This is a genomic window from Moraxella sp. VT-16-12, assembly GCF_002224245.2.
In the GTDB taxonomy this organism is placed as follows: domain Bacteria; phylum Pseudomonadota; class Gammaproteobacteria; order Pseudomonadales; family Moraxellaceae; genus Moraxella.
This window is the reverse complement of the sequence record NZ_NKHK02000045.1, coordinates 1-408: the sequence shown is the minus strand read 5'-3', so window position 1 is coordinate 408 and position 408 is coordinate 1. Positions and strand designations below refer to the sequence as shown.

Sequence of the window (408 nt, the reverse complement as noted above, 5' to 3'; positions counted from 1 at the left end):
CAACACCCTTAAAGGGTATAGCTGGAAATGGCTGGGTGGGGTGTCAGTGGCTTTTCTGGTTATGTTCTGTGTGCTCGGATGGGGAATGAAAACAATACTCGACAGGAACTACAACGCCACAGCGGCGGTGTATCAGAAAGTTGTGACACTGGAAGATAAACTGGTGGAGAAACCTGTCACGGGGAAGAGCCGGAAAAACTGACGCGCTTCGCTTGTCCAACGCCTCACGACCCGCGAAAGAATTTCGCGAACCGTTCACCGTTTTTTTCAATATGATTCTGTCTGCTTTGGTCGATAAAGCAGACGATAGTATTCCAGCCTTCGTATATATAACGGTACGTGCTCATCAGTAAGAGCTGGCGGTATTGTGTTATCAGGGGGAAGTTTTTTCAGATACTCACGAAATGC

1 pseudogene is annotated in these 408 nt (G+C 47.8%); it reads left to right on the top strand.

Going from position 1 to position 408, the window contains the following annotated elements:
- Window positions 1-202 (top strand): annotated as a pseudogene (locus CEW93_RS10685) (hypothetical protein); the annotation flags it as partial.
- Between the last annotated feature and the right edge of the window lie 206 nt (window positions 203-408).